Raw genomic sequence first — 22082 nt, forward strand, 5'->3', positions numbered from 1 at the left:
GCACGCGAGATGCAGCGCGAAACGGGGCAAGACCTCGTCAGCGCGCTGCACACCGTGGCGGGCGGCGACCTGCGCGACGTCGTGCTGGCGCTCGGCACACAGCTCGGCCTGCCGGTGATGGCCCTGTCCGACATGCTCGCCGTCAAACCCGCGTTCGACCTCGTGCCGCTCTCGCAAGCGTTGCAGCGTCATTGCGTGCTGCTCTCGGGGGCGAACGGCTCGCTCGTCGGTGTCGTCGGCGATCCGTTCGATCTGGACCTGCGCGTATGGCTGAGCGCACGCGCGTCGTCGTGCGCCGTGCAGCCTTCGGCACCGACATCCGCACCGACCTTCGCGCTGGCATTGCGCGACGACCTCCAGGCCTATCTCGCCAAGCAGGAAGAGACGGCCCGCGCCATCGATCACGTGGTGTCGGGAGACGGCGAGAGCGCGAGCAGCGACCGCACATCGACCCGGCTGTCGTTCGCCAGCGTGGCAGAAGGCGCGAGCCCGGCAGTCAAGCTCGTCAACTCCACGCTCTACGACGCTCTCAAGGCAGGGGCGTCGGACATCCACCTTGAGAGCACGGCGACGGGACTCGCGATCAAGTATCGCGTCGACGGCGTGCTCGATCATGCAGCGTCGGCACGTGGCACCGATCTGGCCGAACAGGCCATTTCGCGTCTGAAAGTGCTCGCAGAGCTCGACATCGCCGAGCGGCGTGTTCCGCAGGACGGCAGCTTCCGCGTGGAAGCCGCGGGCCGTGACATCGACCTGCGCGTGTCGATCATGCCGAGCATTCACGGCGAAGACGCCGTGATCCGTATTCTCGACAAACGCGCCATGGTCGAGGCCTACGGCGCCCTCACGCTCGAAGCGCTCGGGTTCGATCCGGCGTCGCTCGTGAGTCTGCGGGCGCTGGCGCGTGAAGCCTATGGCATGCTGCTCGTCACCGGCCCGACCGGCTCAGGCAAGACAACCACGCTGTACGCCGCGCTCACCGAGATTCACGACGGCCGCGAGAAGATCATCACCATCGAAGACCCGGTGGAGTATCAACTGCCGGGCATTCTGCAGATTCCCGTGAACGAGAAGAAGGGGCTGACGTTCGCGAAGGGGCTGCGCTCGATCCTGCGTCACGACCCCGACAAGATCATGGTCGGCGAAATCCGCGACCGCGAGACGGCCGAGATCGCCGTGCAGTCGGCACTCACGGGCCACCTCGTGCTCACCACCGTGCACGCGAACAATGTGTTCGACGTGTTCGGCCGCTTCAACCACATGGGGATCGATCCCTACGCGTTCGTCTCGGCGCTGAACGGCATCTGGGCCCAACGGCTCATGCGCGTGAACTGCCCGCATTGCCGGGAAGACGCACCCACGCCCGACGACGCCGAGCTCGCCAGCGTTGGGCTCACGCGCGCGGACGTCGTCGACTTCCGCTTCATGCGCGGCACAGGCTGCCCACACTGCCGGGGCTCGGGCTACAAGGGGCGCCGCTCGATTGCCGAAATCCTGATGCTCAACGACGAGCTTCGCGAACTGGTCGTGGACAAGCGCCCGATCCGCCAGATCAAGGCGGCGGCGCACGCCAACGGTACGCGCAGCCTGCGCCATGCGGCGCTCATGCTGGTGCGCGCTGGCGACAGCACGCTGGAGGAAGTCCGGCGGGTGACGACAAATGCGTGAGTGGCGAGCGCAATCCCTGCACCTGGGCGTATCGCGCGACGCGGTGAGCCTGGTACTGCACGAACGCAAGACGCAGACGTGGCGCGTGCTGGACACGGCACCGCTCACCGGCCCGAGCGAAGACGCGGGCGACGCCTTCGTGGCGGCCCTTCGCGACGCCGTACACGACATGCTGAGCCGGCACGCAACGCGCCGCGCCACGCTGGACATCGTCGTCGACGACCGGCTTGCCCGGCTGTGGATGACCACACCGCCTGCCGGCGCCACACGCCTGTCCGACATCGAAGGCGCCGCCATGCTGCGTTTCGCGAACCTGTTCGGCGAGACACCCGAGCGGTGGCACATCGCGGGGGACTGGCAGGTGTCGCATCCGTTTTGCACCGTCGCGCTGCCGCGCGCCCTCGTCGACACGCTGAGCGTGACGGCACAGGCGTGCCGCGTGCCCGTCACAAGCCTCGCACCGCAATTCGTGAGCGCGTGGAATCGCTGGCAACACCAATACCGCGCGCCCGGCTGGTTTGCCGTGATGCACGACAGCCTGATGCGCGTCGGCATAACCGACGGCGCGCACATGCGCTTGCGAGCGATGCATGACGTGCCTGTCCCTGCCGAGCACGACAGGCATTGGCTGGCGCAGACGCTCGCCCGGACAGCCCTGCTCACGGGCATGGCCCCGGCCACAACGCTGCACCTGTGCGCAACGGTGCCGAGCGACGTGTGCGCCGCGCCCGTCACTTCCGTCGCGTTGAACGTGAACATCCTCACGCCTGCCGCCGACCGTGCCGCGCACGACTGGCAAGCCACCGAGATCCTCGCGACAGGAGGGGGACTCGCATGACGCGTATCGCCATCGATTTCGCGCCGCGCGGCTGGCAGCGCACGTTGCGGCACCTGTCGCCACGCTGGTGTGCGGTGCTGGCGCTCGCCGTCGCGATAGCCATGGCAGCGGCCGTGCTCGGCTATCGGGTCTACGCTCGGGAGCAGGCTCGTCAAGCGTTCGCGCAACGCATCGCACAGCGCGACGCCGCCCACGCCCGCGCCAACCCGCCCGTCGCGCCGATCGTCATAGCGGTGCCGCAGGCCAACGCGATCAATGCGATCGCCCGCACGCTTAATCTGCCGTGGCGCGAATTGCGCGACGCCCTCGACGCCTGCGCCATGCCCAACGTGGCGCTGCTCTCCCTCGCGCCCGACCTGAACCGGCATTCGGTGCGCATCACGGCCGAGACCACGAGCCCGGACGACATGATCGTCTACCTGCGCGTGCTGCACGAGCAGCCCTTCTTCACCGATGTCCAATTGACGCATCACGAAATCAACGATCAGGACATCAATCGTCCCATCCGCTTTCAGTTGGAGGCCACATGGGCCGCACGCTGACGGCACGTCTGCCCGCCGCGCCGCTGCTCACCGTGCGCGTTGCCCTCACGCGTCTCGGTGCGGCACGCACTACAGCGCTCGCGCTACTGCTCTGCGCGCTCGTCGCGCTGGGCACATTCGGCTGGGCGCTCACGCGCGACGGTACGTCGTCCGTTGCCTCGGCGGTCGTTGGCGCGCGTCGCTCTGCCGCGGCATCGTTCGGCGTGGCGCCGGTCGACGCCCATCTGCTGGCGTTCTTCGAAACGCTGGGCAACCGGCGTCAGAACGATCTGCACATCAAGCTGCTTTTCGATCTGGCCAAACAGAACGGGCTCACGCTCAGGCAGGGCGAATACCAGTACGGCTACGACGCGGCCGCGCACGTGGCGACGTGCCAGATCGCGCTGCCGCTCAAGGGCAACTACGACGCGATCTGGCATTTCGTGCTGGACGTGCTGAAAACGCTGCCCTTCGCCGCCTTGCAGGACATCAACTTCAAGCGCGACGCGATTGGCGACGCCGCCGTGAGCGCACAAGTGCGCTTCACGCTTTACCTCCGGGACGCCCCGGTGCGTGCGCCATGACGCGCCGACGTCTGCTCCTGTGGGGCTCGTTGATCTCGAGCGTTGTGGCCGCGCTGGTGGACCCGTCATTGCTGCCGTTTTTTCCGTCGTCTTCGTCGACGGCCACCATCGCCGCGCCCGTGACGCACGCGCGCCCTCACGCGCCATCGCCCGCCGGTCAGACGGTGGCTTCGGTGAGGCCCAAGGTGGCTTCCGACGCGAATGCAGACGCAGATGCAGACGTCGATGCCGACGCCGCAGCGAATGCCGCCGCCGAGCGTCGCGAGTTGCTTGAGCAGGTGCGCGCGTTCGTGGCGGGCAGCGGGCCGAGCGTCGACGCCGCCACCATCGTGCCACCGACGCCGCGTGAGAACCTGGCCAGCGAGGGCGACACGCCCGCCGCGCAGCGCCTGTTCGTCAGCCAGAACTGGGGCCCGCCGCCGCCCGCCCCGTCCTCCGCTCCCGTGCCCATCGCGCCACTGCCGCCCACCGCGCCGCCGATGCCGTTCACCTATCTCGGCAAGGCGCAGTCGGCCGGGGCCTGGGAGGTCTATCTGGCGCGTGGCGAGAAGACCTTCATCGTGCATGAGAACTCTGTCGTCGACGACGTATATCGCGTCGCGTCGATCAAGCCGCCTCGCCTGTCGCTCATCTACATCCCCATGAACCAGCAGCAAGAGTTGGATATCGGAGGCGCGCAGTGAAGTTGCCTGTCCCTTCACCCCATGCGTTGCACACCGTCAGCACCTCCCGCGTGCACCTGCGTCGCTGCGCGGCCCTGCTCACCCTCGTCGCCCTGTCCGGCTGCGCCGCACAATTGGCGCTGCGCGACGGGCGCGACCTGCTCGCCCACGACCAGCCCGAAGCGGGCCTCAAGAAGTTGCAGGAAGCCAGCAGCCGCGACCCGGCCAATGGCGAGTACCGTCTGGTCTACCTCAACGCGCGCGACAAGACGTTGCTGGACTTCATCGCCAAAGGGGAAAAGGAGATGAACGCCGGCAAGTTTCAGGCGGCGCGCCCCTGGTTCAAGCGCGCGCTCGATCTCGACCCGAACAACGAGAAGGCCAAAGCCGACGTGCGCACGCTCGACGCCCTGCTGCGGCACCAGAACATGATCAAGCAGGCGTCGATTGCGATGGACGAGCGGCGTTACGACGCCGCGCGCAAATTGCTCGATCAGGTCTTGCGCGAGCGTCCCGAGAACGACGCGGCGCGCGCCATGCTGGCCGAAGTCGAATCGCGCGCGGCGCAACCGGTACTCAGTGCGGAACTCTCCGATGCGTTCCGTCAGCCGATGTCCATCGAGTTTCGCGACGCACCGCTGCGGCAAGTCTTTCAGGTGATCGCCCAGCGCTCGGGCCTGAACTTCGTCTTCGACAAAGATCTGAAGGCCGACACCAAGGTCTCGATTGCGCTCAGGAACAGCACCGTCGAGCAGGCGCTGTACTTCCTGCTCGTGACCAACCAGCTCGAACAGCAGGTGATGGACAACAACACGTTGCTCATCTACCCGAACCTGCCCGCCAAGGTGCGCGAGTACAAGGAAATGGTCGTGCGCACCTTCTTCCTGAACAACGCCGACGCCAAGCTGGTCGCTGCGTCGCTCAAGACACTCACCAAGTCGACCGACATCGTGGTCGACGAAAAGCTCAACGCGGTGATCGTGCGCGACACACCCGAGGCGATCACGGTCGCGGAGCAGATCGTGGCGATTCAGGATCGCGCCGAGCCGGAAGTGGTGCTCGACGTGGAAGTGATGGAAATCACGCGAAGCCGCCTGCAAAACCTCGGCATTCAGTGGCCGTCGACGGTGTCGCTCTCGCCCATCGCCTCGAACGGCACGACCCTCACCCTCGCCGACCTGCTCTCGCCCACGCGCAACTCTCTCGGCGTGGGGTCGCCCACGGCCACCGTCAATCTGAATGCGACCGACGGCGACACCAATATCCTCGCCAACCCGCGCATTCGCGTGCGCAACAAGGAGAAGGCGAAGATCCTGATCGGCGACAAGGTGCCGGTTATCTCGACGACCGTCGGGGCGGGCGTGGGCGGTTTCGCCTCGGAGTCGGTGAGCTATATCGACGTGGGCCTCACGCTCAACGTCGAGCCGACCATCTATCTGAACGATCAGGTCGGCATCCGCATTTCGATGGAAGTCAGCAGTCTCGGCGCGAAGACCACCACCAATTCGGGCAGCACCGTGTTCCAGATCGGCACGCGCCAGGCCTCGACCGTCCTCCAGTTGAAGGACGGGGAAAATCAGGTGCTCGCCGGTCTGCTCAACAATCAGGAGCAAACGTCGGGCAACAAGATTCCGGGCCTCGGCGACTTCCCCATTCTCGGACGTCTGTTCGGCAATACGACCAACAACGACCAGAAGACCGAGATCGTGCTGTCGATCACGCCGCACATCGTGCGTAATGTTTCGCGCCCGGCTGAGAGCGCCACCGAATTCCTGTCCGGCACGCAAGGCAACTTCCGCCGCCGTCCGGCACCGGCGGTGCCGGACACCACACCGCGTCCGCAAGCCACAACCGCCCCGGGCGTGGTCATGACGACCTCGGGCGCGGGTGGCGCCGCGATTGCGGCGAACGGGCTCTCGCTGTACGAAGCCTCGCACGCTGCGCCCGCAGCGGCGGCCCCTGGCTCCGCGGCCCCCCCTGCCCCGCTCGCGCCGTTGCCACCGCCGTCAGCCGCGCCGCAAGCCGGCGGAGCTGTTGCGCCGCCGCCGGGGAACCCGGTACCAGCGCCCACGCCCCCCGCCACCACCGCGCTCGGCCCGACCAGCGATCCGGTGCCGCTCTCGTCACAGCAGCCGGTGCCCGTGGGCGGCGCCCAGGCACCGCGCTGATGCGCACGCGTCACATGCGTCACATGCATCCCATGCGCCGCCGCTCGCACACCGCCGGACGTCGTCCGTCCGGCGTGCGCCAGCGCGGTTTCACGATGATCGAGTTGCTGGTCACGCTCGCCATCATGGCGATGCTCGCCGCGCTGGCCGTGCCCGTCTCGCAACTGGCAGTGCAGCGTCGTCAGGAACAGGAGCTCGCGCGCGATCTGCGCGAGATCCGTCACGCTATCGACGCCTACAAGCGCGCCTGGGACACCGGTCACATGGAGAAGAAGGCAACGCAGACGGGATATCCGCCGTCGCTCGAAATCCTCGTGCAAGGCGTGCCCGACATGCGCGATCCGAAGCGTCGGCTTCAGTACTTCCTGCGACGTATCCCGCGCGATCCGTTCAACAACGACGACTCGCTCACCGATTCGCAGACGTGGGGCAAGCGCAGCTACGCCAGCCCGCCCGATTCTCCCGCCGAGGGCGAGGACATTTACGACGTGTACACGCTGTCTCAGGGCGTGAGCCTGAACGGCGTGCCGTACCGTCTCTGGTGACCCCGGCCATGAACATCGCTCCGAGAATTCGCGCCCGCCGGTTCCATCGCCTCCGTGCGACTCGTGATATCCATCGCCGCCATCGTGGCTTCACGCTCATCGAGTTGCTGGTGGTGCTGGCCATCATCGCCACGCTCGCCACGCTGATGATCCCGAACTACGTGCCCGCCATCACCAAGGCGAAAAACACCGTGCTCGCGGAGAATCTGCGCACTCTGCGCAAAGTCATCGACCAGTACTACGACGACACCGGCCACTACCCGGTCAACCTGGCGGAGCTGGTCGAGCGCAAATACCTCCGGGCGATACCCCAAGACCCGGTGACCGGCAGCGACACCACCTGGATCACGATGACGCCAGCGGAAAATGCCGCGCAGGATCCGAGTGCGCAGATTGTGGCAACGTCGCGCGCGACGCAGGAGGCCGCGCGCTTCGGCGCCTCCACGCCGGTGCCGCCTCCGGGAGCGATTCCGGTCGTCGAGGACAAGGGTATCTGCTGCGTGAAGAGCGGCGCGACGGGCACCGACCCGGCAGGCAAGGCGTATGCGGACTATTGAACGCCGCTCCCGCATGGTGGCTAAACGTCGCCCTCCCCACACGCAAGCGGGGTTCACCTACGTGGGCCTGCTGATTCTCGTGGCGGTGCTGGGGCTGCTCGCGGCGCTCACGATCCAAGTGGGCGCGCTGTGGCAGCGTGCCGCGCGCGAGGCACAGTTGCTGGAGATCGGCGCGCAGTTCAGCGACGCGCTGCGTGCTTATGCCGACGCGACGCCCGCCGGTCAGTTGCCTCAGCCGCCCAACCTCGCCGCCCTGCTGCTCGATCCCCGCTTTCCGACGCCGCATCGCTATTTGCGCAAGATCTTCGCAGACCCGATTACCGGCAGCACGGACTGGGGCATAAGGTATATAACGACCGACAAAGGCGTGCTGGAGGTGTATAGCCGTTCGTCCGCCACACCGCTCAAGACGGCGCACTTCGACGAGCCGTTCGGCACCTTCGCCGGCAAAACGCATTACTACGACTGGCGTTTCTCGGCCGCCACGGCAACGCCGGTTGTCCTGCCCTCGACACCGTTGCCCGCCTCCGGCCCCGGCGCGCCGCTCGACGACTCGCTCAACAATCCGCTTGGCAATGCCTTCGGGAGCGCATTCGGTAATTCGTCCGGCAATGCCTTTGGCAATTCGTCGAACGCCAATTCGGGCAATCCGTCAGGAAATTCGCCGGGTGGATTGTCGTCTTCGCCACTCTCACCGTCCCCAACGACCCCACCCTTCCCATGACCCATGCGCCCGAGCCTCATCAACACGGATAAGCCCGCCCGCCGGTTCGCGCTGCGTCGCGCAGGTCTGCGAACGTTGCTGGCCTTTGCAGTCGCGACCGCCGCGATGCTTTGCGCAAGCCGCCCCGCCCTGGCCGACTGCTTCGACGACGCGGCCGCCTATCACCATGTGAACGCCGACGTTCTGCGGGCGATTGCGTGGGAGGAATCGAACAACCGTCCCGACGCGCGCCGCACGAACACCAACGGCTCGGTCGATTACGGCCTCATGCAGATCAACTCGGTGCATCTGGAAACGCTGGCGCGCTTCGGTATCGGCACCGCCGATCTCATGGTGCCGTGCAAAAGCGTGTACATCGCGGCGTGGCATCTGCAACGTCAGATGGCAAAATACGGCAACACGTGGGCCGCCATCGGCGCCTATCATTCCGCCACACCGGCACTGCGCGATGCCTACGCCGCGAGAATCGCCACGAAGCTGAACGCCATCAAGGATGCCCGCGAAAACCCGCGATGAACGCGCCGGTCACCGCCCTCCCGAACGATCGCCGCGCGCCATGCTGGAGAACACGCCGTCACGCTTGATGAGGCCATGCATGAGCGCCGCCGCCAGATGCACGAGGACCAGCGCGAACAGCACAAACGCCAGCCACGAGTGCAACGCCCGCAGCAGCGCGAACAGGCGAGCGTCGGCCGGCACCAGCGGCGGCAAATGGATCGCGCCGAACAGCGTCACGGGATAGCCGCCCGCCAACACCATCGCCCAGCCGATCAACGGCATCAGCAACATCAATGCGTAGAGCAGCACGTGCGACGCATAGGCGACACGCTTCTGCGCCGACGGCAAGCTACCCGGCAACGGCGGACTCCCCCGCCCCAGACGCACGCCGATCCGGATCACGACAAGCGCGAGAATTGCGATGCCCAGCGGCCGATGCAAGGCGATCAGCGTCGAGTGGGCCTGCGACAGTGTGCTGACCATGATGACGCCGATGAACAGCATGGCCAGCATCGCAATCGCCATGCTCCAATGCAACCAGCGTTGAACGGGACTGAAGTGAAGATGGGGACGATTCATCGTGAACGGGCCTCGTGGGAAGTCTCGGCATGCTGCGCAGGATTCAGGGCTTCCTCGCGCGTGCGGCGCTTGTACGACAGGGCATACGCGGCGGAGCGCGCGGCGAGCAGCGGATCGCCGGACGTCTCGATGCCCGCGGGCAGCACAGTCGGATCGAAGTTGATGTCGCGGCAGGCGCCATCGTCCTGCGACGATGCGCGCGAGAGCACCAGCGTTCCGGCGTCCACCTGTTTGCGCGTGGCGGGCCATTGACGCGTGGCGTCGTCGATCGGATCGCCGGGCTCGGCCACCGTCAGCAACAGATGCCAGCGCACCGGCCCTTTTTGCAGACGGTCGTACAACTCGGCCGCCAGATAGTTGGCCTCGCCTTTCTCCTTATCCGACACGACGTCAAACGGCAGCTCGGGCTGCATCGACCAGCGCACGGCGGAGCGCTGGCCATGCGCATCGACGAAATAGAACGCGTTGATGCCGTAATACGCCGCGTTGGCGTAGCTCGACGACGGCGGATGCCCCTTGACCCAATCGCGGAACGGCTGCGTGTCGGGATGCGCGGCAAAGAACGCCTGCAGTTTTGCCGGATCGGGCTTGCCCGTCGCCGGGTCGGGGCGCGACGCCGCGAGTTGCTCGTAGAACTCCTGCGGCGTGCGCACGGCGAAGAGCGGCGTGGTATTCATGCCCATGCGCCATTGCTCGCCGTCAGCGAGCGTCAACATCAGCGCCATGCTGCGAATCGGCACGCTGTTGTCGGACGCCGTCGGATTCGGTCCGGGAATGGCGAACCGACCGGTGACGGGCGTGCGGCCCGGCGCGAAGACAGCCGCCTTGGACAGCGCGACGCCATTTCCATTACTCTCGAAATAACCGTCGACACACAGGCCTTTCGCGTGATTACGGCGAAAGCCCTCGTGGATGCCGGCGTTCGACTCGAAGGTGTCGATCACCATGTCTGCGCTCAGCCGCTGTGGTGTAAGCCAACCAGCGGCGTAGGCGAAACCGCCCGCAAGCACACCGACGACAGCCACAATGGCCGCCGCCCGGCAGGGCACGCAGATGGGCCTCGGGGCGGGCGAGGAAGGTTCAGTCACGGATAGGCTCCTTATGATGGCGTCGTGGGGTTCGTTCGGATCGTTCGGATCGGCCGAACGGGGATGTGCCTTCACGGTAAAACACATTCCCGGAAGCCTTATTCCGCTATCGTGCGCAATTTTTTCCAACGAATGGAATAAGCCGTCTCGCGAAGGTGTTGACCCGATATAGCCCCGCTCACCGCCCTAAATCCCTGACAGCATGGATATCCGTGACCAGCTGTACGACCATGTCCCGCGCCTGCGGCGTTATGCGCGCGCGTTGACGGGACACGCCGATCTGGCCGACGACCTCGTGCAGGACACGCTGGAGCGCGCGCTGAGCCGCCATACGATGTTCGAAGCGGGCACGAACGTCCGCGCATGGCTCTTCACCATCATGCATAACCTGTTTCTCAATCAGCGGCGCCGCGCCAGCGCGCAAGCCTCACACGTCTCACTGGACGAAACCGACCTCGTCGAGCGCGAGGTCGCCGTGCCGGTCGATCCGGCCCGTCGTCTGGAAATCCGCGATCTGGATCAGGCGCTGCAACATCTTCCGGTCGAGCAGCGCGCCATCGTCCTGCTCGTCGGGCTGGAAGACATGAGCTACGCGGACGTTGCGGCGTCGCTGCAAGTGCCGATCGGCACCGTCATGTCGCGGCTGTCGCGCGGCAGACAGCGATTGCGCGAACTGATGTCCGGGGGCGCCCCGGCCGGCCAACCTGCCAAGCTGAAGGTGGTGCGATGAACGAACAGAATCGCCCGATAGACGACACCGAACTGCACGCCTACGTGGACGGCGAACTGCCGCCCGCACGGCGTGCGGAACTCGACAAGGCGCTCGCCACCGATCCGGAACTGGCCGCCGCCGTGAGCGAACTCGTCGCGCTCAAGCGCGCGCTGCATGCGCGCTACGACGACGTGCTGGACGAGCCGATACCTCCCCGGCTGCAACCGTCGCAGCATCGCCGCCTGTCGGCTGCCAACGGGTCGCGGTTTGCGGGCATGGCCGCGGCATTGGTCATCGGTATCGGTATTGGCGTGCAAGGGCATCGCATGTGGTCAGGGCGACTCATGCCTGTCACGTCCGATATGGCGATGCGCGATAACGCGGTGCAACGCAGTGCGATGACGGACAGCGCCGCCCGCTTCGCAAAGCGGGCCGCAATTGCCCACGTCGTGTTCATGCCGGAAATTCAGCGCCCAACGGGTATGGACGGTCAGACCGAAGCCCACTTCTCGCAGTGGATTGCCGCACGTCTGGATACCGGCGCCCGCGCACCCGACCTCACGCCGCGAGGGTTCCGGCTAAGCGGCGGACGGGTGCTGCCCGATAGCGACGAGCGCGTGGTGCAATACATGTATCGCAACGACGCCGGAGAGCGCATCACGGTTTGCATTTCGCCCGCCGGCATCGACGGGCAACCCGCCGCGTTCCGCTTCTATGAGGACGGCCCCGTCAGCGTCTTCTACTGGGTCGACAAGACGTTCGGTTACGCCATTTCGGGCGGCATCGACCGCGAGACGTTGATGGGCCTGTCGCAGGCCGTCTACGCCCAGTTGGAAGGGCGCGGGAGGGAGCAGCGTTAGTTCGTCGCAGCCATAGAGGCGGGCGCAGACGCCCGCGGCTACTTCGCTTCCCAGGTCTTGGGATCGTGCCCCAGCGTGTCCATCGCGGTGCGCACGATCTGGGCGCGCCATTCGCGCTTCATGTCGGCGCGAATGGCGAGCATTGCGCTGGCGCACAAGCCCGTGAATGCGCTCGTCACGCGCAGGTGCCGGTTGGCGTAAGCGTCTGCCACGCTCCGGGAAAGTCGCGCATCGGCATCCGGCCGGTCTGCGTGGCGCGAGGCGATTATAAACCTTAGAGGTCTATTTTCTACCAAAATGGTAGTCATCCCATTTTCTTTCAATTTCCCTCCACATTTCCCCGACTGCCCCGTCAGCTCACGCCCCACCCCCTCCTAAATTCAGTAGGCCGACACATTTCACGGTTAAGTATCTGTTTGCATGGCCGTAAACGTCAGTTCGGCCTGAGTTCGCAGATGGCCCCGCTTATGCGGGGTCTTCATCGAATTCAGCGGTGCGATCTTGACAGACCAGACAATGACAACGACCAGATACGTTGCAGTGACTTCGCAATGCCGAAGATCCTCTTCACTTCGCCTTTCCGCCCTGGCGCTCGCCTCGACCGTTTTCGTCACGGGTTGTGCCACCACCCCCGGCACCCCGGGCGGCTTCATGAAAGACACGTTCGCCAGTGACGATCCGTGCTCGAACAACGCCCGCAATATCGGTGTTGCGGTGGGGGCCGTCGCAGGCGCGATCCTCGGCAACGTGATCGCGCCGAAGAACCGGACGGTGGGCACCCTGATCGGCGCCGGACTGGGCGCGGGCGTGGGTGCGCTGATCGGCTCCGATATCGACCGGCGACGTTGCGAACTGGCCAAGGTGGCCAAGGCGCACAACCTCGAAATGACCGTGGTGACGTTGCAGGACACCTCGGCGCAGGGCGGCACACAAGGCGGGAAAGAGGCCGGGCTGTCGGTCTCGGTCGTCGACCAGGAAGCCACCGGGCGTGGCCAGTTCACCAGCGGCTCCGCCACCTTGCAGCCCGAGGCGCGCGCTTACTTTGCCGAGATCGCGAGCCAGTACTCCTACGCAACGCAGTCGACCAAGCTCACCGCCAAAAGCTCGGCAGAAGACCGTGCGGCCGTGGAGGCGCTCAAGACCAAACGCATTCTGCTGGTCGGGCACACCGACGACACCGGCAGTTCGTCCGGTAACGCCGACCTGTCGGAAAAACGTGCGCGCGCCGTCGCCGACGTTTTCAAGGCCGCCGGAATTCCGGACGCTCAACTGTTTTATCAGGGCGCCGGGGAAACGCTTCCCGTTGCGGACAACCACGACGAATCCGGAAGAGCTCGCAACCGGCGCGTGGAAATCGTCGACCTGATCGATCAGGCCACATTCGAACGCTATCTGGCCGCGCGTCAACCGAACATCGCTTTCTACCGCGAGAAGCAGGAAACCGGGGCATCGCCTGTTGAACGCTCACGCGCCTCGACGCTCACCGCCAGCGCTCTGGCGAGCCGAGGGACAGCAAGCGCGGCCCCCAGGAAAAAGGCCAGCACGAAGGCGACGACTGGCGGGGCCGCAGTTGGCAGCGACACGAGCGCGAATGCGAATGCCGTGAATACGGTGAAGTCCGCGTCGGCACCTGCTTCGGCACCCTCATCGGGATCGACGACGGCGCCCACTCCCGACGTTGCGGCAAAGCCCGCCAGCCCCCCTGCGCCACTGGCGTCCGCCAGTCCCGGGCAGGCCGCCAGGGCGTCGCGCACTCCCTGGAATTTCGGCGGCAACCCGACCAACGACACGCATGCCGGATTCGAACTCGGCAAGCTCGACAGTCCGTCGGGCTTCTTCATCAAGTCTGCGACGGCAGCCGTGCCCATTGCGCGCTGCGACCGCGATCGCCCTCGCGCCGCCAACGCGGTGAAATCGCTACGCACCGACCGGCCCATCGATACGGCGGAGTACATGCCTGGCCTCTACAACACGAGCTGGACGGACAACGTCAACGGCAATCTCGTCGCCCTGACCGGCGTGGCGGTACTGCGCGACGGCGGCGCCCCGGCACGCAAGCCTACGGTGCTCGTGTACCGCAACGCCGAAGCAGCGAGTCGCGCACAGCCCGACCTGCGCGTGGTCTCCGACGTCAATACGTATCGAGGCGACAAAGCCATTTTGTATCGCGTCTTCGTCAATACGGAAGACGTCAAGTGTCTCGACATCGTCATCGCCAATCGCACGCCGGACCGCGCAACGGGTTCCTGGCTGCGTTATGACCGCGACGGGGTCGGCTATTCGGCAGCATTCAATCCGACGATGGTCCGCACCAAATAAGAAGACCAAACATCAACTTCTGGGGAAAACATGCTTCAATGGGTCAACAATAATCTGGCGACGATTTATAGCGCCATCTCGCTGGTCATCGTGCTGGCGATCTATCTCAGCCGGAAGTTTCAGATCGACTTCATGCTGATGAACTTTTGGTACGGCCTGCCGGTGATCGGCAAGATCGCACGGCTGTCCAAGGATTCCACGCGCTACAGCAAAGATCAGACATGGACCTTGTCCGAGCGTACGCTGTGCGACGCCTACAAGCAGTTCATTCATTACACGCCGGAAGAGGAGTTCGAGAAGCGCCTGACGTACCTCTCCAAGGCGCACGACCTCGGCCGCACGCCGACGCCCGCCTGGATGATGGGCTTGCTCTTCGTTCTCGTGCTCGCGGAAGGCCTCGGCTTTTCGTACATGCTCGGCACGTGGATGGCCGGCGAAGGCGGCAGCGAGAACGCCCGGCAGATGCTGATGTGGGCGATCGTTTTCGTGTTGTGCGTGATTTTCGTTTTCGTCATGCACAGCGCCGGACACCAGCTCTACAAAAGCAATCTGATCCGGAACGCAGACATCGACTGGCGCGGCGAGGGGCAGGAAGGCAAGTTCGTCACCAAGAACATCAAGCTCAACGACCCGCAACACATCGATGACAACGAACCGGAATACAAACAACTCGTGAATCGGATCGGCGGCAAGCGCAGCTATATTCTGGTCGCCGCGGCCGTGCTGATCATCGTTGTCGTCTCGTTCATTTCGACGTACATGCGGGTCAAGCACCTGGACGCCGAGCGCACCGCGCAAACTGCGCTGATGGCGCCGGCCGCCGAGGCTTCGGGCACCAACCCGTTTGAGAAGCTCGGACAAAGCCTGCCGGCCGAAATCGTGGAAGGTCAGGCCAAGGCCGACGCAAAAGCCGCCGCCGACGGCCACGCTGCCTATAAGGACGAAGGCATGGCAGCCTTCCTGATGCTCGCCTTCATCTTCGCAGTGACGCAGCTCGTCGGCATTACGGCAGGCTATCGCTGGGGCTTCGCTGGCCGCGAGAGCAAGGCTGCCTTCAAAGGCACGCTTGGCTTTTCGACCTACGACGACTATCAGGCATTCTTCACGCCGATGATTCAGGTTGCACAGTCGAAACTTCAGGCGCTTCAGCAGAAGATGAGCGAACGCAGCTCAAACGAAGGCCTGAAACTGCGCCACACGTTTGACGACTATCTCGTTGCGTTCGAGCAGAAAGGCCGTCGCGGCCACACCCCCACCAAGCAGGACCTGCCCGCTACAGACGACGTTGCCAACCATACGGACATTGCCGTACAGCCCTCGCTGGACGATATTCTCGCGCAGATCGACAAGCTGACCGCCGCATCGCGACGCGACGAAGCGATTGCGTTGATTCAGAGCCAGCCGGGCGACGTGCGTGCCGAAATTACGCGTCGACTGGGGGAACGCAAGGCCGCCAGGGAAGCCGCCGACCGTGCCGAGCGTGAAGCGCAGGCCAGCCAGAAGGCCGCCGCCGAGCGCGCCGAACTCGACAACCTGCTCTGAGGAGGCGCCCATGTTGATTCAAGTTTTGCGCCGCGCGGCGGGCGTGGCCGGCGTGTGCCTGCTGGCGCTCGCCAGTGCGGCGCACGCGCAGTCCGGCGAGATTCCGAGTTGCTACGCCGCCAACCAATTGCCCTTACCCGCGCAATCGGTCAAGCGTGAGCTGTTCGTCGTCATTGACCAGACGACCGTGCTCGACGCGGCGCTCACCAATGCGCTGGGCCGCCAACTGCAAGCGCTTGTCGTGCCCGGCACGCGCTTCCGGATCTTCAGCTTCTCCGCGTTTTCGCAGGGGCGCTATCTCCAACCGCTCGGCAGCGGCACGCTAGAACCCCCGCTGACCGACACGTCGGTGCGCAACGCCACAGCCGTGGGCAAACTCAAGGCGCTCGACGCCTGCCTGAAGTCGCAATGGTCCTATGGCACCAAGCTCGCAGCGAAAGCCGTGGGCGAGGCGATCGCAGGCAGCACCGACAGCCTCGCGAAATCGGACGTGCTCAGCAGCCTGGCGGCTGTATCGAAGGCAATTCGCGACGAGCCCACGGGGGCGACGAAAACCGTACTGGTCGTCTCCGACATGCTGGAGAACTCGTCGATCACGAGCTTCTACGCCAAGGACCGGATGCGGCAGATCAATCCGGCCGACGAAGCGCACAAGGTTGAAAAGGCCAATGTGCAAGCGGACTTCGCCGGGGCCGACGTCTACGTGATGGGCGCGGGCATCGTTCCCGAACCTGCGGGCGGGGGCAAAGGCGCGCTGAATTACCGCACACCGCAAGCGCTCGAGGCCCTTCATACCTTCTGGCAAGGCTTCTTCGACAAGAGCCACGCCCGACTGGTGGAGTTCGGCATGCCCGCGTTGCTCAGCCCGATCAAGTAACGCAGGACGTCTTCCCTTCGACGTCTCGAAACGGCTGCCCTCCTCCGGCAGCCGTTTGTCGTTTCTGCGTCCGGCAAATCGTTTCTGCAACGCTACAATCGCCGGACATCCTGCCCGTCAACCTCCGCAAAACCGCAAAATCGGCAAAGCGCCTATCGATACATTGGCGTCCAAGGAGCGCAAATGAAACCCGAGACCCGTCTTCGATATGCCCGACACATGGAGCCTGTGCTGCGCTGGCTGGCCAGTCATCCGGAAAGCACCCCGGACCTGTACCACCTCGCCGAGCTGGCCTGTCTGTCGCCGTATCACTTTCACCGTGTCTACCGCGCGTTGCTCGGGGAGACGGTGAGCGCCACGGTGCAGCGCATTCGCATGCACCGTGCGGCGCTGGACCTGGCGGAGTCGGAGGATTCAATGCGTGTTGTGGCGTCGCGCGCCGGCTATACGTCGGACGCTGCGTTCAACCGGGCCTTCGGTGCGTTCTTCGGCATGCCGCCGGGACGCTACCGCGACGCTCGCTCCGGACCCATCGATCCCCAGGAGATGACCATGTATCCGATCTCAGTCGAGCCGTTTCCCGCCACCACCCTCGCCGTGCTCCGGCACAACGGTGACTATCAGGAAATCGGCCCCGTTTTCGTACGCGCCTTCATGCTGGCGGCCGCGCACGGCCTTGCCCAGCCGGACGCCACCGGCTTCGGCGTCTATTTCGACGACCCGGAGCAGGTGAGCGTGGCGCAACTGCGCTCCCTCGCGGGCGTGTCGGTGGCCCCCGACGCCGACGTCGGAAGCGATCTGGAGCGTTTCGAGATCCCGGCCGGACGTTGTGCCGTGCTGACCTACACCGGGCCGTACAACGAGATGAGCAAACCGTACAACTGGCTCTTCTCGGCGTGGCTGCCGAACAGCGGGCTGGAGCCCGCCGACTTTCCGATGTTCGAGCAATATCTCAACGATCCCCGCTCGACCCCGGCGGCGCAGCTTCAAACCCGCATCTGTTTGCCGGTGAAGTAAGCCCGATTGAACGGCGTGGCCGCCGAGCTTCGGCGGCTCGCCACCACCTTGCTCGCGATCATTTCCCCGATGGGTATCGACGACGTTGCCGCAGGCGACGGCGCATTGCAGACATGCAACATCCGGGGCGTCTCAAGGAACAGGAAGTCGTGAATCATCGAGCCGTCAGCGGCCACCGCCTGCGCACGAATCCCCGCTTCCATCGGCGTCAGATCGTCGAGCACCAGTGACGGGCAATACTTGCGGCACTCTTGCAGATAGCCACTCCGGAACAACGAGTTGCGGGCTTCACGCAGACCGTGACCAATGTTCGCCCGCATCGTCTTCCAGAAACCCGGAAAGCGGACAAACTCGGCCACATCCACAGGATTGAACGAGAACTTCCCATAGCCTTCGCGAGCAAAGCCCAACACGGCGTTGGGACCCACCGTCACCGAGCCGTCGATCATTCGTGTCAGGTGAACGCCCAGAAACGGCAGCGCAGGGTCGGGCACCGGATAGATCAGATGCTGGACGATATCGTTTCGGCGCTCGGGCAAGCGGTAGTACTCGCCCCGAAACGGGATGATCTGGTGCGTTGCGTGCAACCCCGCCATACGGGCGATGCGATCCGACTGCAAGCCCGCACAAGCCACCAGCTTGCGCGCCTGATACAGCGCATCGCCCGTGTCGACGACAACGCTGCCGGCCTCTTCTGCAATGGCCTCGACCTTCGCGCCTGTCACGACCTGCCCGCCTCGCGACACCACCACGCGGGCCATTGCCTTGCACACGGCCAAATAGTCCACGATGGCCGTCTCCCTGACAAAAATCGCCTCCACCCCCGCGATGTTCGGCTCGCGCTCACGCAACGCCTTGGCACCGAGCCGTTTCACGCCAATGCCGTTCTGCTGCGCGCGGGTTTCCAGCGCTTCGAGGCGGCTGACCTCCAACTCGTTGGTGGCCACGATCAGCTTGCCGCAGTTCTCATAAGGGATGCCGTGCTCGTCGCAGAACGCTTTCGTCTCCTTCACGCCGCGTCGGCAAAGCTCCGCCTTCAGGCTGCCCGGCGTGTAGTAGATACCCGCGTGGATCACGCCGCTGTTGTGCCCCGTCTGATGGGCGCCGAGCGTGTTCTCCTTCTCCAGCAGGACCAGCGACGCTCCCGGCTCCGCCTCCAGCAGCTTCATCGCGGTCGCCAGCCCCACGATGCCGCCGCCAATGACGCAATAGTCGTAAATCATCTGGGCCGCTCCCGTCTCAGGGGGCCAGCACGATGCGACCCGCCGCCCGGCCTTCCAGCAACTCGGCGAGCACGTCGTTCACTTCGGACATGGGGCGGCTGGCAATCGGCACCGGCTCGATCCTGCCGTCCTGCAGCAGTTCGACCAGGTCTTCCAGCTCCTCGAGCGTACCGACGTTCGAGCCCTGAATCGTGATGTTGCGCATGGCCAGCATCGAGATCGAGACCGCGATCTCCCCGCCGAACAACCCCACGACGATCATGTGTCCGCCGCGCCCCAGCAGGCCGAGCGCCATCTGTCCGGTGCTCTGCGTGCCGACGAAATCCATCACCGCACGCGGCGAGCCCCCGCAAATCGCCTTGACCGCTTCGGTGCAACGCGCTTCGTCCTCGTTGCTCACGGCAGCCGACGCGCCGGCGGCAATCGCCCCTTGGCGCTTGGCCTCCGAAATGTCGGCCACCACAATCCTGGCCGGCGTCAGGTGCGAGAGCAGGCTGACCGCGGCAAGACCCACACCGCCAGCGCCGATCACGAGCACGTGATCGTCTTTCGTCAACGGGGGCAATTTGCAGATGGCGCTGTAGGCCGTCAGCCCTGAACAGGCGGCGATGGCCGCTACGCGCGGGTCCAGCGGGCCGTAGCCGACGACATAGCGGGCATCCGGCACCACGACGTAGTTGCTGTAGCCACCGTCCTTGCGCGTGCCGATGGTGCGCGGCGTCTCGCATCTCAGTTCGTGCCCGCTTCGGCAGGCGTCGCATTGTCCGCAACCGATCCACGGATAGACCACGCCGAACCGGCCGATGGCCGACGCATCGCCCTGCGGACCGACCGCCACGACTTCCCCCGCGACTTCGTGCCCCATGGTGAAGGGCAGCGTCGCGCCACGATCGGTGAGCGAGATGCGCTTGCCGCCACCGAGGTCGTAGTAGCCAGACCATAGATGCAGGTCCGAATGGCAGACGCCGCACGCTTGCACCTTCACGAGCACCTCGCGCCCCTTGAGCGCCGGGGTCGGGTAGCTGCGCTTTTCCAGCGGTTGTGCAAAGCGAGTAATTTGATAGCTGTCCATAAACGAAGGTAAATCCTGGAAGGTCTTGTGAGTCGTAAGCGTTGTGTTTCAGGCAACGCCGCCACGGGTCCTTAGTGAAGGAATCCGGTCGATATCCACGGCACCGCGGCAATGATCGCCACGCCCACGGAGAGCACGGCGATGAAACCCAGCATCGGCTTGACGGCAGCGTTCGGCGCCACGCCCGAAATGGCGCAAGTGGTGTAGTAACCGATGCCGAACGGCGGCGCGAAGTAGCCGATCCCCATCGAAAGAATGATGACCATCGAGTAGTGAACCTCGTTGATGGACAGCCCCTTGGCGATCGGCAAGAGCAGCGGCGCGAGAAGCGCAATCGCCGGAATGCCCTCCAGCACGCTGCCGATGATGACGAAGATCGCAATGCTCACGACCCAGAACGTCGCGGCGCCGCCGGGCAAATGCAACAGCGCACCGGCCAGGTCTTGCGAGAAGCCCGATTGCGTGAGCGCCCAGGCCATCGACGTGGCCGTGCCGACGATAAACAGAATGGCGCCGGCAAGCGATGTCGTGCGAACGAACATCCGGCCCACGACCGACCAGGACATCCCGCCGCCGAGCATCAGGCTGTAGACGATGGCGTAGAAAATACCGATGGTCGAGACTTCCGTGGCCGTCGCCACGCCCTCCACGACCGCCGACTTGATGAGAAACGGAAGCACCAGCGCCGGGAACGCCATCATCAGCTTGGTCACGATTTCGCGCGCGCCGGCCCGCTTGACACCGGCCACCTGCGTTCCGCGCTTACGCCACCAGACATACAGGCACAGAATCAACCCCATGACCGCCCCCGGCATCATGCCCCCGGTGAACAACGCGGACGTCGACACCCCGGCCGCCGAGCTGATGGCAATCAGCGCGAGACTCGGCGGAATGGTTTCCGTCTGCGCGCCCGTTGCCGAGAGCAGCGCGGCAACCTCGCCATCGTCTTCGCCCCGGCGTCGCATCTCGGGCACCAGCGCCGGTGCGACGGCCGCGATGTCTGCACTCTTCGAACCGGAGATGCCCGACACGATGTACATCGCGCCGATGAGCCCGAACGACAGCCCGTCCTTGCGGTGCCCCACGAACGCCGCCAGAAACTCGACGATACGCCGCGCCATGCCGGTGGCTTCCATCAGATAACCGAGGAAGATGAAGAGCGGAATCGCCAGCAGGATCTGATGCGACATGCCTTCGTCGAGACGCCCGATCAGCACCATCAACGGGACCGGCGTCGTCAGTTGGAGATAGGCGACCGTGGCCAGCCCGAAGCAAAACGCAATCGGAATACCGCTGAAAACGCCCACGCAGACGAAACCGACGAAGAAGATCGCAAGGTTCCACTTGCCGAGCGCGGCGAACAGCGGCGTGCCGAGATGCAGTGCATAAGCGGCGACGGCACAGAGCACAAGCGCGATGCCAACCGACGCCATATGGCGATGCCGGACAAGCTCAAGCAGGCCGAACAGCCACATGAGCGCCAGGCCCACCGGCAATGCGCCAGCGCGCCAGACACCCGAGATTTCGAGTGCGGGCATTGTCATGAAGGCTTGTGCGGATGCGTAGTCATAGGCCGACGGCATCACGAACGACAGGAACACCATCGGAATGACGACCGACATGATCTCCAGAAACTGCCGCGTGCGCTCGCTGGCACGGGCGCTGAACGACGTCATTCGCATGTGCTCGGCGCGCCGGAATGCGATGCACGCGCCAAAGACAGCCAACCAGAGAAACAGAATCGAGGACAGTTCGTCCGACCAGACGATCGGTTTGTCGAACACGTAGCGGGCCAGCACGCCCGCGGCCAGCAGTACCACTTCGACCGCCAGCAATACGCCGGTAATGACGTAAAGCAGCCGGACCAGTCCTTCCTCACATTTGCCGGCAATCGAACTCGCGCCGGCATGCGAAACACGTAGCGTGTGATCCATGGGAACACCTCATCTCATGTGTGCGTCGATGGGGGCAGCCGGTGCGCGCGACGCCCGATGGCGTCGCCCTGCCCGGCCGCTGGGGCCGTTTCCT

General features: G+C 64.9%; 22 protein-coding genes. 16 read left to right on the forward strand and 6 right to left on the reverse strand.

Annotated elements, in window-relative coordinates; translation table 11 throughout:
• Positions 1 to 9: 9 nt before the first annotated feature.
• From ACIPHM_RS13695 to ACIPHM_RS13740, 10 genes are all read left to right on the forward strand, one after another.
• The gene (locus ACIPHM_RS13695) at positions 10 to 1668 is read left to right on the forward strand and encodes a GspE/PulE family protein (RefSeq protein WP_400329094.1); all 1659 of its coding nucleotides are present in this window, start codon (positions 10 to 12) and stop codon (positions 1666 to 1668) included.
• Positions 1661 to 2506, forward strand: coding sequence for a hypothetical protein (locus ACIPHM_RS13700; RefSeq protein WP_400328731.1), 846 nt, complete (start codon positions 1661 to 1663; stop codon positions 2504 to 2506). Before ACIPHM_RS13695 ends, ACIPHM_RS13700 begins: the two co-directional genes overlap by 8 nt.
• On the forward strand, positions 2503 to 3048 hold the full coding sequence (locus ACIPHM_RS13705) for a hypothetical protein (RefSeq protein ID WP_400328734.1): 546 nt from the start codon (positions 2503 to 2505) through the stop codon (positions 3046 to 3048). Before ACIPHM_RS13700 ends, ACIPHM_RS13705 begins: the two co-directional genes overlap by 4 nt.
• A complete protein-coding gene (locus ACIPHM_RS13710; protein WP_400328735.1) occupies positions 3033 to 3611 on the forward strand; it encodes a hypothetical protein in 579 nt (192 codons plus the stop codon). The genes ACIPHM_RS13705 and ACIPHM_RS13710 overlap by 16 nt, the downstream gene beginning before the upstream one ends.
• On the forward strand, positions 3608 to 4294 hold the full coding sequence (locus ACIPHM_RS13715; RefSeq protein ID WP_400328738.1) for a hypothetical protein: 687 nt from the start codon (positions 3608 to 3610) through the stop codon (positions 4292 to 4294). The genes ACIPHM_RS13710 and ACIPHM_RS13715 overlap by 4 nt, the downstream gene beginning before the upstream one ends.
• Complete coding sequence (locus ACIPHM_RS13720; RefSeq protein ID WP_400328741.1) at positions 4291 to 6441, forward strand: secretin N-terminal domain-containing protein; 2151 nt, start codon at positions 4291 to 4293, stop codon at positions 6439 to 6441. The genes ACIPHM_RS13715 and ACIPHM_RS13720 overlap by 4 nt, the downstream gene beginning before the upstream one ends.
• 32 nt (positions 6442 to 6473) lie before the next feature.
• The gene (locus ACIPHM_RS13725) at positions 6474 to 6986 is read left to right on the forward strand and encodes a type II secretion system protein (RefSeq protein WP_400329097.1); all 513 of its coding nucleotides are present in this window, start codon (positions 6474 to 6476) and stop codon (positions 6984 to 6986) included.
• Positions 6987 to 6994: 8 nt separating this feature from the next.
• Complete coding sequence (locus tag ACIPHM_RS13730; RefSeq protein WP_400328744.1) at positions 6995 to 7543, forward strand: type II secretion system protein; 549 nt, start codon at positions 6995 to 6997, stop codon at positions 7541 to 7543.
• Positions 7544 to 7556: 13 nt separating this feature from the next.
• Positions 7557 to 8267, forward strand: a complete 711-nt coding sequence (locus ACIPHM_RS13735) for a type II secretion system protein (RefSeq protein WP_400328746.1) — start codon at positions 7557 to 7559, stop codon at positions 8265 to 8267.
• 105 nt (positions 8268 to 8372) lie between these two features.
• Positions 8373 to 8783: a lytic transglycosylase domain-containing protein gene (locus tag ACIPHM_RS13740; RefSeq protein ID WP_400329100.1), complete on the forward strand. Its 411-nt coding sequence runs from the start codon at positions 8373 to 8375 to the stop codon at positions 8781 to 8783.
• A 9-nt stretch (positions 8784 to 8792) separates the two neighbouring features.
• On the opposite strand, the gene ACIPHM_RS13745 is transcribed toward ACIPHM_RS13740, so the two are convergent.
• Together ACIPHM_RS13745 and ACIPHM_RS13750 are read right to left on the reverse strand one after the other, a co-directional pair.
• The gene (locus tag ACIPHM_RS13745; protein ID WP_400328749.1) at positions 8793 to 9344 is read right to left on the reverse strand and encodes a cytochrome b; all 552 of its coding nucleotides are present in this window, start codon (positions 9342 to 9344) and stop codon (positions 8793 to 8795) included.
• Complete coding sequence (locus ACIPHM_RS13750) at positions 9341 to 10432, reverse strand: catalase family peroxidase (RefSeq protein WP_400328751.1); 1092 nt, start codon at positions 10430 to 10432, stop codon at positions 9341 to 9343. Before ACIPHM_RS13750 ends, ACIPHM_RS13745 begins: the two co-directional genes overlap by 4 nt.
• A 202-nt stretch (positions 10433 to 10634) precedes the next feature.
• Here ACIPHM_RS13750 and ACIPHM_RS13755 point away from each other — a divergent pair, with 202 nt between their 5' ends.
• Together ACIPHM_RS13755 and ACIPHM_RS13760 are read left to right on the forward strand one after the other, a co-directional pair.
• Positions 10635 to 11162: an RNA polymerase sigma factor gene (locus ACIPHM_RS13755; protein ID WP_400328754.1), complete on the forward strand. Its 528-nt coding sequence runs from the start codon at positions 10635 to 10637 to the stop codon at positions 11160 to 11162.
• On the forward strand, positions 11159 to 12004 hold the full coding sequence (locus ACIPHM_RS13760) for an anti-sigma factor family protein (protein ID WP_400328756.1): 846 nt from the start codon (positions 11159 to 11161) through the stop codon (positions 12002 to 12004). Before ACIPHM_RS13755 ends, ACIPHM_RS13760 begins: the two co-directional genes overlap by 4 nt.
• 38 nt (positions 12005 to 12042) lie before the next feature.
• Here ACIPHM_RS13760 and ACIPHM_RS13765 read toward each other — a convergent pair whose 3' ends face one another.
• Complete coding sequence (locus tag ACIPHM_RS13765) at positions 12043 to 12216, reverse strand: hypothetical protein (RefSeq protein WP_400328758.1); 174 nt, start codon at positions 12214 to 12216, stop codon at positions 12043 to 12045.
• Between the two features lie 439 nt (positions 12217 to 12655).
• On the opposite strand from ACIPHM_RS13765, the gene ACIPHM_RS13770 reads away from it, so the two are divergent.
• The 4 genes from ACIPHM_RS13770 (at position 12656) to ACIPHM_RS13785 (ending at position 17759) form a co-directional block, all read left to right on the forward strand.
• Complete coding sequence (locus tag ACIPHM_RS13770; protein WP_400328759.1) at positions 12656 to 14323, forward strand: OmpA family protein; 1668 nt, start codon at positions 12656 to 12658, stop codon at positions 14321 to 14323.
• A 30-nt stretch (positions 14324 to 14353) separates the two neighbouring features.
• On the forward strand, positions 14354 to 15865 hold the full coding sequence (locus ACIPHM_RS13775; protein WP_400328760.1) for a hypothetical protein: 1512 nt from the start codon (positions 14354 to 14356) through the stop codon (positions 15863 to 15865).
• A 10-nt stretch (positions 15866 to 15875) separates the two neighbouring features.
• Positions 15876 to 16742, forward strand: a complete 867-nt coding sequence (locus tag ACIPHM_RS13780; protein WP_400328763.1) for a hypothetical protein — start codon at positions 15876 to 15878, stop codon at positions 16740 to 16742.
• A 183-nt stretch (positions 16743 to 16925) separates the two neighbouring features.
• Positions 16926 to 17759: a GyrI-like domain-containing protein gene (locus ACIPHM_RS13785; RefSeq protein WP_400328765.1), complete on the forward strand. Its 834-nt coding sequence runs from the start codon at positions 16926 to 16928 to the stop codon at positions 17757 to 17759.
• Here ACIPHM_RS13785 and lhgO read toward each other — a convergent pair.
• From lhgO to ACIPHM_RS13800, 3 genes are all read right to left on the reverse strand, one after another.
• A complete protein-coding gene (gene lhgO, locus ACIPHM_RS13790; protein ID WP_400328768.1) occupies positions 17729 to 18982 on the reverse strand; it encodes an L-2-hydroxyglutarate oxidase in 1254 nt (417 codons plus the stop codon). The two genes, ACIPHM_RS13785 and lhgO, sit on opposite strands and share 31 nt — an antisense overlap.
• 16 nt (positions 18983 to 18998) lie before the next feature.
• A complete protein-coding gene (locus ACIPHM_RS13795) occupies positions 18999 to 20054 on the reverse strand; it encodes an alcohol dehydrogenase (RefSeq protein ID WP_400328770.1) in 1056 nt (351 codons plus the stop codon).
• 71 nt (positions 20055 to 20125) lie between these two features.
• Positions 20126 to 21988, reverse strand: coding sequence for a TRAP transporter large permease subunit (locus ACIPHM_RS13800; protein ID WP_400328773.1), 1863 nt, complete (start codon positions 21986 to 21988; stop codon positions 20126 to 20128).
• Positions 21989 to 22082: the final 94 nt, after the last annotated feature.

The organism is Pandoraea sp. NPDC087047, assembly GCF_044745225.1.
Taxonomy (GTDB): domain Bacteria; phylum Pseudomonadota; class Gammaproteobacteria; order Burkholderiales; family Burkholderiaceae; genus Pandoraea.

What these genes read in the sequence shown, in the direction of transcription:
- ACIPHM_RS13775 (WP_400328760.1), top strand. Translation starts at nt 14,354, where the DNA reads ATGCTTCAATGGGTCAACAATAATCTGGCGACGATTTATAGCGCCATC.
- ACIPHM_RS13730 (WP_400328744.1), top strand. Translation starts at nt 6,995, where the DNA reads ATGAACATCGCTCCGAGAATTCGCGCCCGCCGGTTCCATCGCCTCCGT.
- ACIPHM_RS13735 (WP_400328746.1), top strand. Translation starts at nt 7,557, where the DNA reads ATGGTGGCTAAACGTCGCCCTCCCCACACGCAAGCGGGGTTCACCTAC.
- ACIPHM_RS13700 (WP_400328731.1), top strand. Translation starts at nt 1,661, where the DNA reads ATGCGTGAGTGGCGAGCGCAATCCCTGCACCTGGGCGTATCGCGCGAC.
- ACIPHM_RS13780 (WP_400328763.1), top strand. Translation starts at nt 15,876, where the DNA reads ATGTTGATTCAAGTTTTGCGCCGCGCGGCGGGCGTGGCCGGCGTGTGC.
- ACIPHM_RS13785 (WP_400328765.1), top strand. Translation starts at nt 16,926, where the DNA reads ATGAAACCCGAGACCCGTCTTCGATATGCCCGACACATGGAGCCTGTG.
- lhgO (WP_400328768.1), bottom strand. Translation starts at nt 18,982, where the DNA reads ATGATTTACGACTATTGCGTCATTGGCGGCGGCATCGTGGGGCTGGCG.
- ACIPHM_RS13755 (WP_400328754.1), top strand. Translation starts at nt 10,635, where the DNA reads ATGGATATCCGTGACCAGCTGTACGACCATGTCCCGCGCCTGCGGCGT.
- ACIPHM_RS13745 (WP_400328749.1), bottom strand. Translation starts at nt 9,344, where the DNA reads ATGAATCGTCCCCATCTTCACTTCAGTCCCGTTCAACGCTGGTTGCAT.
- ACIPHM_RS13705 (WP_400328734.1), top strand. Translation starts at nt 2,503, where the DNA reads ATGACGCGTATCGCCATCGATTTCGCGCCGCGCGGCTGGCAGCGCACG.
- ACIPHM_RS13800 (WP_400328773.1), bottom strand. Translation starts at nt 21,988, where the DNA reads ATGGATCACACGCTACGTGTTTCGCATGCCGGCGCGAGTTCGATTGCC.
- ACIPHM_RS13715 (WP_400328738.1), top strand. Translation starts at nt 3,608, where the DNA reads ATGACGCGCCGACGTCTGCTCCTGTGGGGCTCGTTGATCTCGAGCGTT.
- ACIPHM_RS13770 (WP_400328759.1), top strand. Translation starts at nt 12,656, where the DNA reads ATGAAAGACACGTTCGCCAGTGACGATCCGTGCTCGAACAACGCCCGC.
- ACIPHM_RS13760 (WP_400328756.1), top strand. Translation starts at nt 11,159, where the DNA reads ATGAACGAACAGAATCGCCCGATAGACGACACCGAACTGCACGCCTAC.
- ACIPHM_RS13740 (WP_400329100.1), top strand. Translation starts at nt 8,373, where the DNA reads ATGCTTTGCGCAAGCCGCCCCGCCCTGGCCGACTGCTTCGACGACGCG.
- ACIPHM_RS13725 (WP_400329097.1), top strand. Translation starts at nt 6,474, where the DNA reads ATGCGCCGCCGCTCGCACACCGCCGGACGTCGTCCGTCCGGCGTGCGC.
- ACIPHM_RS13695 (WP_400329094.1), top strand. Translation starts at nt 10, where the DNA reads ATGCAGCGCGAAACGGGGCAAGACCTCGTCAGCGCGCTGCACACCGTG.
- ACIPHM_RS13710 (WP_400328735.1), top strand. Translation starts at nt 3,033, where the DNA reads ATGGGCCGCACGCTGACGGCACGTCTGCCCGCCGCGCCGCTGCTCACC.
- ACIPHM_RS13795 (WP_400328770.1), bottom strand. Translation starts at nt 20,054, where the DNA reads ATGGACAGCTATCAAATTACTCGCTTTGCACAACCGCTGGAAAAGCGC.